The 11,101-nt window shown below is 48.1% G+C and carries 5 protein-coding genes; all 5 read left to right on the forward strand.

What is annotated here, in order from left to right; all coding sequences use genetic code 11:
* Positions 1-17 precede the first annotated feature (17 nt).
* The 5 genes from H8Z76_RS09440 to glgB all read left to right on the forward strand — a co-directional run bounded on the left by H8Z76_RS09440 (position 18) and on the right by glgB (position 11,011).
* The gene (locus H8Z76_RS09440; RefSeq protein WP_186982328.1) at positions 18-2,348 is read left to right on the forward strand and encodes a sensor histidine kinase; all 2,331 of its coding nucleotides are present in this window, start codon (positions 18-20) and stop codon (positions 2,346-2,348) included.
* Between the two features lie 118 nt (positions 2,349-2,466).
* The gene (locus H8Z76_RS09445; protein WP_022515567.1) at positions 2,467-4,752 is read left to right on the forward strand and encodes a hydratase; all 2,286 of its coding nucleotides are present in this window, start codon (positions 2,467-2,469) and stop codon (positions 4,750-4,752) included.
* Between the two features lie 15 nt (positions 4,753-4,767).
* Positions 4,768-6,102, forward strand: coding sequence for an AI-2E family transporter (locus tag H8Z76_RS09450; protein ID WP_022515566.1), 1,335 nt, complete (start codon positions 4,768-4,770; stop codon positions 6,100-6,102).
* Between the two features lie 315 nt (positions 6,103-6,417).
* Positions 6,418-9,087 (forward strand): hypothetical protein, encoded by a 2,670-nt coding sequence (locus H8Z76_RS09455; protein ID WP_186982329.1) that lies wholly within the window; start codon positions 6,418-6,420, stop codon positions 9,085-9,087.
* A gap of 19 nt (positions 9,088-9,106) precedes the next feature.
* Complete coding sequence (gene glgB / locus H8Z76_RS09460; protein ID WP_186982330.1) at positions 9,107-11,011, forward strand: 1,4-alpha-glucan branching protein GlgB; 1,905 nt, start codon at positions 9,107-9,109, stop codon at positions 11,009-11,011.
* The last annotated feature ends 90 nt before the right edge of the window (positions 11,012-11,101 follow it).

Genomic DNA, 11,101 nt, shown 5'->3' on the forward strand with positions numbered 1-11,101 from the left:
ACAAAGGCAGGTACTCCATGAGAAAATTCCGGTATACCACGGGAACAAAAATATGGCTTGTGATATTACAGCAGATCTTTGCGGTGCTGCTTGTAGTTTCTATTGTGTTGCTCAGTGCGCTGTTTGACCGCAGGATGTTGAATACCAACGATATCTTAGATACCTCGTTTGTGAATTCGGGTTATTATACGGATGTGTTTCAAAAGACCGCCCAGGAACTGATCAAGTATGTGACGCTGAAAGAACAGTTTGAAAAAGACGGTGTCTATGACGAAGACAAAACCGTTGACGTTATGGCATATGCCAGTGGCAGGATCGGCGCGTTAAAGGAGCCGGAGGAAGACGATATTGAGGAACAGACCGGATTCCGATCGTACTATCGGCTTGGAGATCTCTTAAAATGGGCGGCTGCCGGCTATTCGGAAGATGAATCCGGGATCCTGGAGGAGGAATACACGCCGTTATCCGGGAAGAGCCTGCACCAGTGTCTTTCGGATGGTACTATGGATGAGGCTGAGGCGAGACGTATCTCGCAGATGACAGAACAGGTACTTGATACCATTAGTACGGATCTTGGACTTTATAAACGTTATCTGAACAAATATGATGTAAACGACTCCAACGTGCGGTACTGGATCAGCAAAACGGGTGATTATGAGACCAGTGATCCTGAGGATGTATATACCAATATGACGGACAAAGAAGTAGAGGACGAGTTACAAAATGCCATGGAGGATTTTGGCAGCTACTTCTACTACGATAATGTCTCGCTGCGTATGCGCACGAATGTGGATGGCATGGAAGAATACTTTTATGACCAGCTGGAGCATATGGCGGGAGCGGTCGGAGAAAATACGGTGGTTCTGATCACGGTGGATACGGACTTTCCGTATGCGGACTCGTTTGCGTCTGCCAACCGGGAATTTGGACAGTATCATCCGTGGATCATCGGAGGGATCTTTCTGCTGGCGGGCAGCATTATCTCATTTATCATGACGCTTGTGCTCATTACCATGGCGGCAGGCCGTGTGGATGGAGAGGAGACAAAGATCCGCCTGTACTGGATCGACCGTGTAAAGACAGAGGTTATCTTTGTGGCGCAGCTCCTTTTTGTGGTTTTAACTACGGTGGCGGCGATGCAGATCGTGTACGGGGAATGGAAGATACCGGGAATGCTCATTATGGCGGGAACCATGACCTATGTGTGTGACAGTGTGTTCCTGGCGCTCTATTTAAGTCTTGTGCGGCGGGTAAAAGCGGAAATGCTCTGGAAGAGCAGCCTGCTTTACTGGCTGATCTGCGGGATCACAAAGATCATAAAAAATATCCGCCTGGCGGGACGGATCTTTGTCTGCTTTGCCGGCGGAAGCGTGATATTGTTTCTGTTGCTGTATCTGGTATTTGTGCATCAGAGCTTCCTTGCGTTAATCTGCGTGGCGGGCATTATGTTGGGCGCTTTTGTCTATCAGCTGCGCAATGCCATCCAGAAGATGCGGCTCTTGGAAGGGGTAAATAAGATTGCAGAGGGAAACCTCAAGTTCAAGATCGATACCGAAGGTTTTTATGAGGCAAACAAAAAGATGGCGGACGCCGTCAACAATATCGGTGACGGACTGTACTGCGCGGTGGATGAAAACACCAAGAATGAGCGTATGAAAGCGGATCTGATCACCAATGTATCGCATGATATCAAAACGCCGCTGACTTCGATCATAAATTATGTAAACCTTATAAAAATGGAGCACATTGAGGATGAACATCTGCGTGAATATGTGGACATCCTGGATTCCAAGGCACAGCGGTTAAAGCAGCTGACGGAGGATCTTGTGGAAGCGTCGAAAATCAGTTCCGGCAATATCGAGCTTCATATGCAGTGCATCGATTTTGTGGAGCTGATCTATCAGACCGGCGGAGAATTCAATGAAAAATTCGAGGCAAAGGATCTGACTACGATCACGAAGCTGCCCAAAGAACCGGTATATATCATGGCAGATGGCAGGCGTATCTGGCGTGTGGTGGAAAATCTGTACAATAATGTCGCAAAATACGCGCTTGCGCATACCAGAGTGTATGTGACGGTGGAAGCGGGCGAGACCGAGATGGAATTTTCCATAAAAAATATTTCGGAGCAGGAACTGCATGTGGATACGACCGAGCTGACCGAGCGTTTCATCCGCGGAGATACATCGCGTTCCACCGAAGGAAGCGGACTTGGTCTTTCCATCGCCAAAAATCTTACGGTACTGATGGATGGATCGTTTACGATCGGGCTGGATGGCGACCTTTTTACAGCGTCGGTACGGTTCCCGCGCATTTCCGGCAGACAGGATCAAAATGCAACAGATTAGTGTGCTAAAGTACTTGTCAAGTGAAAAAAGTTCATATATAATGTGTGACTAGGAACACTGATGTCGGCGGTGACGCGTTTTACCGCCGATTTTGCTTACATATTCAGGAGGGAAAAATATGAAATTATACGACAAAGGCGCATATTTGTTGAACGGCACTGAGCTTGTGGAAGATGGCAGAGATGCCGCGGATATCATAAAGAGCCGGACCGGTGAGACGATAACGAGCAGTGAAGCGGCGAAAAATACGATCGCTTACGGTATTTTAAAAGAGCACAACACATCCGGCAGCATGGAAAAGCTTCAGATCAAATTTGACAAGCTGACATCCCACGATATCACATTTGTCGGTATTATTCAGACAGCCCGGGCATCCGGACTGGAAAAATTCCCGATTCCTTACGTCCTTACCAACTGCCACAACAGTCTGTGTGCGGTAGGTGGAACGATCAATGAAGATGACCACATGTTTGGACTGACCTGCGCAAAGAAGTACGGCGGAGTCTATGTACCGCCTCATCAGGCAGTTATCCATCAGTTCGCCCGCGAAATGCTTGCAGGCGGTGGAAAAATGATCCTTGGATCCGATTCCCATACCCGCTACGGGGCACTTGGAACCATGGCGATCGGGGAAGGCGGACCAGAGCTGGTAAAACAGCTGCTCAGTAAGACATACGATATCAATATGCCGGGCGTAGTTGGTGTATATCTGACCGGAACACCGGCGAAGGGTGTAGGTCCGCAGGATATCGCGCTTGCGATCATCGGAGAAGTATTTGACCGTGGATATGTAAAAAATAAAGTTATGGAATTTGTAGGACCGGGCGTTTCCAATCTGAGCGTGGACTACCGGATCGGTGTGGATGTTATGACGACAGAGACGACCTGCCTGTCTTCCATCTGGAGAACCGATGAAAAAGTAAAAGAGTTTTATGATATTCACGGAAGAGTCGGTGAATACAAAGAGTTAAATCCGGGTAAAGTAGCATATTATGACGGAATGATCGAGATCGACCTTAGCACGATCAAGCCAATGATCGCAATGCCGTTCCATCCGAGCAACACCTACACGATTGATGAACTGAACGCGAACCTTATGGATATTCTGGATGACTGTGAGAAGCGCGCCGAGGTCAGCTTCGACGGGGCAGTCAAACTGGACTTAAAGAGCAAGGTAAGAGACGGAAAACTTTATGTGGATCAGGGTATCATTGCAGGATGCGCGGGCGGCGGATTTGAAAATATCTGCGACGCGGCGGATATCTTAAAAGGAAAATCCATCGGAGCGAATGAGTTTACGTTAAGTGTATATCCGGCAAGTACACCGGTTTACATGGAACTGGTAAAGAACGGTGCAGTGGCATCTCTGATGGAGACCGGAGCGATCGTAAAGACTGCGTTCTGCGGACCATGTTTCGGCGCCGGCGATACACCGGCAAACAACGCGTTTTCCATCCGTCATTCCACCAGAAACTTCCCGAACCGTGAAGGTTCTAAGGTGCAGAACGGACAGGTGGCTTCCGTTGCGCTTATGGATGCCCGTTCGATCGCGGCAACTGCGGCCAACAAGGGTATTCTTACCTCTGCGGCAGATATGGATGTAAATTATACAAAGCCGAAATATTTCTTTGACAAGACCATTTATGAGAACCGTGTATTTGACTCCAAGGGAGTTGCAGATCCGTCGGTTGAGATCCAGTTTGGACCGAACATCAAAGACTGGCCGGCAATGAGTGCGCTTCCGGAGCATATGGTATTAAAAGTTGTTTCCGAGATCCACGATCCGGTCACAACGACAGATGAGCTGATCCCGTCCGGTGAGACATCTTCTTTCCGTTCCAATCCGCTTGGACTGGCAGAATTTGCGCTTTCCAGAAAAGATCCGGCTTACGTTGGACGTGCCAAGGAAGTACAGAAAGCACAGAAAGCGATCGAAGAAGGAAAGAATCCGGAAGAAGGATTTGCTGAAATTGCACCGGTTATTGAAACAATCAAAAAAGAATATACAGATGTGACAAAAGAGAATCTTGGTGTCGGAAGCACGATCTTCGCGGTAAAACCGGGAGACGGCTCTGCGCGTGAGCAGGCTGCGTCATGTCAGAAGGTACTTGGTGGATGGGCAAACATTGCCAATGAATATGCGACCAAGCGTTATCGTTCGAACCTGATCAACTGGGGTATGCTTCCATTTCTGATCCCGGAAGGGGAACTGCCATTCCGGAATGGAGATTATCTGTTTGTACCGGAGATCCGGGAAGCGATCGAGCAGAAAAAGACAGAGATCGACGCATTTGTGGTAAAGGATGGAAAGCTGGTTCCGTTCACGCTTCAGATGGGTGAACTGACAGAGGATGAGAGAACGATCATTCTCAAAGGATGTCTCATCAATTATTACAGAGGTTAAAGGAGGGAAGAGCACATGGCAGAGCAGGAAAAGAAAGTTCCACAGGAACAGGAGAAAAAAGATAAACTGGATTCCAATCTGAAGTCCTATCTGATGATAGCGCTGTTAGTCTTTGTTGTATTTTGCTGCTGTATCCTTGTGTTCTTCTTGATCTACCGCTATAACGGTTTTGCGTCCGGCTGGCGGAAGCTGATGAAGGTATTGCAGCCGATCATCATCGGTCTGGTGGTCGCCTATCTGCTGAACCCGGTCATGATGTTTTTAGAAAGTCATTTAAAAACGCTTTTTAGCAAAAAGATCCACGACGAGAAGAAAGTATGGAAAATGTCAAGAGGGATCGGGATCGCGTTGTCGCTGTTACTCCTGGTTCTGATTGTGTACGGACTTCTTATGATGGTGATTCCGCAGCTCATACAGAGTATTACGGGGATGTTCACCTCCCTGCCGGACGAAGTGGAACAGCTTTCCAAGTGGATAGACACGCAGTTTAAGGGAGATAAGGAGACGGCGGCGTTTATGAATGATACGCTCGACCGGGCGGCAAGCTACTTTGAGAACTGGGTGCAGACCGATGTCCTGCCGCAGGCGACGACCTATCTGGCATCCATTACGAGCGGCGTAATCTCGATGGTGAAGCTGTTGTTCAATACGATCATCGGACTGATCGTTTCCGTCTATGTACTGATGGAAAAAGAAAAATTTATCGGTCAGTCAAAGAAGATCATATATGCGATCTTTAAACCGGAGCGCGGAAATATTATTGTGCGGACCGTGCGCAAGAGCAATCAGATCTTTGGCGGATTTATTACAGGAAAGATCCTGGATTCGGTGATCATCGGTGTGATCTGTTATGTGGTGCTCCTTATTATGAATATGCCGTATACGGTACTGGTTTCCGTGATCGTCGGAGTGACGAACGTGATCCCGTTTTTCGGACCGTATATCGGGGCGATCCCGAGTTTTATCATAATCGCACTGGCAAATCCGTTGCAGGGACTTTACTTTTTGATCTTTATCATCATCCTGCAGCAGTTTGACGGGAATATTTTGGGACCGAAGATCCTCGGAAATTCCACGGGGCTGTCTTCCTTCTGGGTTGTGTTTGCAATCCTGATCGGGGGCGGAATGTTCGGAGTGCCGGGAATGATCCTCGGAGTGCCGACATTTGCAGTAATTTACTACATCGTCCGCAATATTGTAAATTATTTCCTGCGGAAAAGAAGTCTGCCGGATAAAACCGATGAATACATCATGCTGGTAGATATTGACACAAAAACGAATGCGATGAATTATAAAGAAAAAGAGGCAAAGAAAGAGGCATCTGAGGATGAAAAGGTGAAAGCCGAATAAGGCTTTCATCTTTTTTTGAATCATAGGAAATTCCTTCCTATGATTCAAAAACGCTCCGCGGGGATGCGCAGCTCGCGGAGATGAAGTTTATGTTGAACATACCGCTCGCGCGCGAAAGTGTGCGGTAAGCGCACACTTTATTTTAATAGCGACGAGAAAGATGCAGACCGCGGAAAAAGCCGGAAATTTTGTCGGATTCGGGCGCAGATATTTTTGACAGAAGGCACCTGTTATGTTACACTGAAATCAATAATCAGGGGTACTTTCACCATATGGTATTTTCTGGTTGAATAGCAGATTTTGAGGTGACATATTTTGGATAAATATGAATATAAATTGAAGCTGGACGAGATGAAAAGTCTGGTGGGACAGGGAGATTACGAAAAGGCAGAAGAGATTGCGGACACGATCAACTGGAGAAAAGTAAAAAACGTAAATTCTCTGGTGCTTGCCAGTGAGATATACAGTCATATGCAGCGTTACGAGGACAGCAGGGATGTGCTTCTTATGGCATATGACCGGTCACCGATCGGCAGAACGATCATCTATCGTCTGGCAGAGCTTGCGATACATACACATAATTTTGATGAAGCCAAAGATTACTACGAGGAATTTGTGGAGATCGCGCCGCATGACAATTTGAAATATGTGCTCCGCTATGAGTTAAGCCGGGAACAAGGCGAACCGATTACGGAGCAGATCGCGATATTAGAAGAATTAAAAGAGCAGGAATACACGGAAAAATGGGCGTTTGAACTGGCCGAGCTTTATCATCGGGCGGGCATGAGCGACCAGTGCATCGATGCCTGTGATGAGCTGGTGCTCTGGTTTGGCGATGGCATTTATGTGGAAAAAGCACTGGAATTAAAAATGCTGTATCAGCCGCTCACTCCGCAGCAGGAGGAGAAGTACCGCAATATCACAAGAGAAAAGATCGAGCGGGAAGGCGTCATGGAGGTACGTCAGGATGAAGACCTCGCCTCCGGTGAGATCGTGGCGGAGACCGTGCAGATCCCGAGAGTAAAAACGAACACGGAAAAATTCAATACCGTGAACCTCCAGAAAGAGCTTGCGAAGAGCATGCAGCAGATCATGGATGCGACAGAGAAAGAGACCGTCTCTGACACCATGGATAATATCAAAAAGATGGTCGAGGATATCCCTTATCTTCAGATGCCCAGGGAAGAAACGCCGGAAGAAAGAGAGCGGCAGGAAAAAAAATACGGACATATTGAGACGGATGAGGAGATCGATGGTTCCTTAAAGATCAATTTTCAGGAAATGCTTGGCGAGGAACCGGGCGGTCAGATGAGCATTTCCGATGTGCTCGGTGAATGGGAAAAGACCAAGCGCGCCGCAGAGGCTGCCATGCAGGAGGCGGAGAAGCGCAGACTTGAGGCAGCCCGGAAGAAAGCGTTAAAAGAGACAGAAGAGATTATGGATCGGCTTAAGGATATCGTTCCGGAACTTGAGGCGGCGCATACTTCTTTTCAGACCGGCACACCGGTGGAAGAGGAAGCGGCAGGTCAGATCGTTGCCAATATGAACCAGATCCTGCAGCAGAAGATCGATAAAGTAAAAAATACGACCGAAGATCTCGATGAGATCTTAAAACAGAAAAAAGAAGAGACCAGGGAGTCCAGAGAAGAACAGTTGAAGAGAAAGATGGTGCAGCCGACGAAGCGGATCCCGAGTCTGGAAGAATTCATGAAGCGCACATTCTTCCATGATGATGATCTTTTGGATGAAGATTTCGAAGAACCGGAAAAGACAGAGGATCCGGAAGACTTGAACGAGGATCATATGGAAGAACCGGTCGAAGAGCCGATGGAAGAGGCTGCGGAGGCGTCCGAAGAACTCACCGGGGAATCCGAACCGGAAGAGGCTGATCCGAAAGAAGCCGATGAAATATTTTTCGAAGAGGCGGAGACTGATGGATACGAGCCGGATGAAACGGAAACCGACGAAGCATTCTTCGAAGAAACAGAGACTGACGAATACGAGCCGGATGAAGCAGAGGTCGAAGAACCGGAAAGCGACGCGGCGGAAACCGATGAGGTGCCGGAGGAGATCTTTGAGGAGACCGAGACAGTCGAGCCGGATCTTGAGGGAATGCACCAGAAGTTAGAGCAGGCGCTCGTGACGGAGTATGCAGACGGAGAGCCGGACGAAGAAGAGCAGGAAACACCGCAAGAGGCCGAAGAGGAAGTGCCGGAAGAAGCACCGAAAAAGCTGACGCCGGAGATAAAGAAACTGTTTACCTATTTCATGCCGGTCAATGGGATGGAAGAACAGGTTGCGAAAGCACTGTTCGGATGCAGCCGACCGTTAAAAAAAGGAAATGGATTCGGACATATTCTGATCCAGGGAATCCGGGGAAGCGGAAAGACAGTTCTTGCGACCAATCTGATCAAGGCTCTGCAAAAAGAGACAGGCAGACCAAACGGACGGATCGGAAAGATCGAAGGAAAATCATTAAATCAAAAAGATATCGCGATGCTGCTGCGTAAGGTGGCAGGCGGCTGCCTGATCATTGAAAGCGCCGGGGATATTTCCAGGGAAACAGCGGTACGCCTTTCCCTCTGTCTGGAAAGTGACGCGAGTGATATCCTCATTATCATGGAGGATACCAAAGAGGGACTGCGCAAGGCACTTGGCAGAGATGAAAAATTTGCGGAGAGATTTAAGGAAAAGATCGTGATCCCGATCTTTACAAGCGATGAGCTGGTTGCGTTCGCGAAAGTTTACGCGAATGAGCTTGGATACGATATTGATGAAATGGCAACGCTCGCGCTCTATAACCGGATCAGTAATATTCAGAGACTGGATGAGCCGACCAACCTCACGGAGGTAAAGGAGATCGTGGATGAAGCGGTTGCGAGAGCGGAAAAGGTCGGATTCAAGAAAATGTTTGACATCATTACTTCCCGTAGATATACGGAAGATGATTATATCGCACTGCGCGAAAAAGATTTTGACGAATAAGCGATAAGGGGGTTTTTATATGACGGGTAAGTTTTCAGAACTGGATATGTATTATTTCGGACAGGGAACACATTATGAAATTTACAAACAGATGGGGGCACATCCGGCAGAAGAAGACGGGGTGCAGGGTGTACTGTTTCAGGTGTGGGCACCGCATGCGGCGCAGGTGTACGTCATAGGAACATTCAATGGCTGGAATGAAAATGCCAATGAAATGGAGCGGTTGAAACCGGAAGAAGCCGGGATCTACGCATGCTTTATTCCGGGAGTGAAATGCGGGGAGCTTTATAAGTATCTTATCGTGACGTCGGATGGGACAAAGTTATACAAGGCAGATCCGTATGCCAATTACGCGGAAAAAAGACCGGGTACGGCGTCGGCGGTCGCGGATATCATGCATTTCAAATGGTCGGATGATGCGTGGATGAAGGCAAGGGCTGCGGTGAAAGATATTTACGCGCAGCCGATGACGATCTATGAGGTGCATCCGGGTTCCTGGATGCGTCATCCGGGCAGGGAAGATGAAGGCTTTTACACATACCGGGATCTGGCACATTCGCTGACAGCATATGTCAAAGAAATGGGCTATACACATGTAGAGCTGATGGGGATCGCGGAGTATCCGTACGACGGTTCCTGGGGCTATCAGGTGACCGGATATTTTGCGCCGACTTCACGTTACGGTACGCCGGAAGATTTTATGTACCTGATCAATTATCTGCACAAAAACAAGATCGGTGTCATCTTAGACTGGGTTCCGGCGCATTTTCCGAGAGATGCGCACGGTCTGGCGGACTTTGACGGCGAACCGCTTTATGAGTATGCGGATCCGAGAAAAGGCGAGCATCCGGAGTGGGGAACAAAGATTTTTGATTATGGCAAGGCACAGGTCAAAAATTTCCTGATCGGAAGCGCTCTGCTCTGGATCGAGCATTATCATGTGGATGGACTGCGTGTGGATGCGGTGGCATCCATGCTGTATCTGGACTATGGAAAGCAGCCGGGACAGTGGGTGCCAAACCAGTTTGGCGAGAACAAAAATCTGGAGGCGGTTGAGTTCTTCCGTCATATCAACACACTGATCACAGGCAGAAACCACGGAACCGTGATGATCGCGGAGGAATCCACCGCATGGCCGATGGTGACCGGACCGGCGGAAAACGGCGGGCTCAATTTCAGCTACAAGTGGAATATGGGTTGGATGCATGATTTCCTCGATTATATGAAACTGGATCCGTATTTCCGAAAAGGCAACCACAACAAGATGACATTCGCAATGAGTTATAACGGCAGCGAACGCTATATCCTGGTGTTATCGCATGATGAAGTGGTACATCTGAAATGCTCGATGTTAAATAAGATGCCGGGACTTGAGGATGAGAAATTCAAAAACCTTATGGTCGGTTATGCGTTTATGTTAGGACATCAGGGCAAGAAGCTTTTGTTTATGGGACAGGATTTCGGACAGAGCAGAGAGTGGAGCGAGGAGCGGGAACTGGACTGGTATCTGCTGGAAGATCCAAGACACAAACATCTGCAGGATTTTGTGAAGGCACTGCTCCATCTGTACAAAAAGAATCCGTGCATGTATGAAAACGATCATGACTGGGGCGGATTCGAGTGGATCAATGCCAATGATGCCGACCGGAGTATTTTCAGTTTTGTGCGCAAGAGCAAGGACGGAAAGAACAATCTCCTGTTTGTATGCAATTTCACACCGGTAGCGCGGGAAGATTACCGGGTCGGAGTTCCAAAGGCAAGCACCTACAAGCTGGTGTTAAACAGTGATGATGCCGCATTTGGCGGATCGGGAGAAAAGAGACCGGCTTCGATCAAGGCAGAGCATTCGGAATGTGACGGAAGAGAGTATTCCATTGCGTATCCGCTTCCGGGATATGGAGTGGCAGTTTTTTCCTACAAATAAAAAAGGATTTTTTAAAGGAGGGCGCTTAAATTATAAGCGCCTTCCTTTTTTAGGCAGGAATTGCGTGAATCTCCTAAAGTTTTTTCCGTT

Source organism: Roseburia yibonii (assembly GCF_014297335.1).
Lineage (GTDB): Bacteria > Bacillota > Clostridia > Lachnospirales > Lachnospiraceae > Roseburia_D > Roseburia_D yibonii.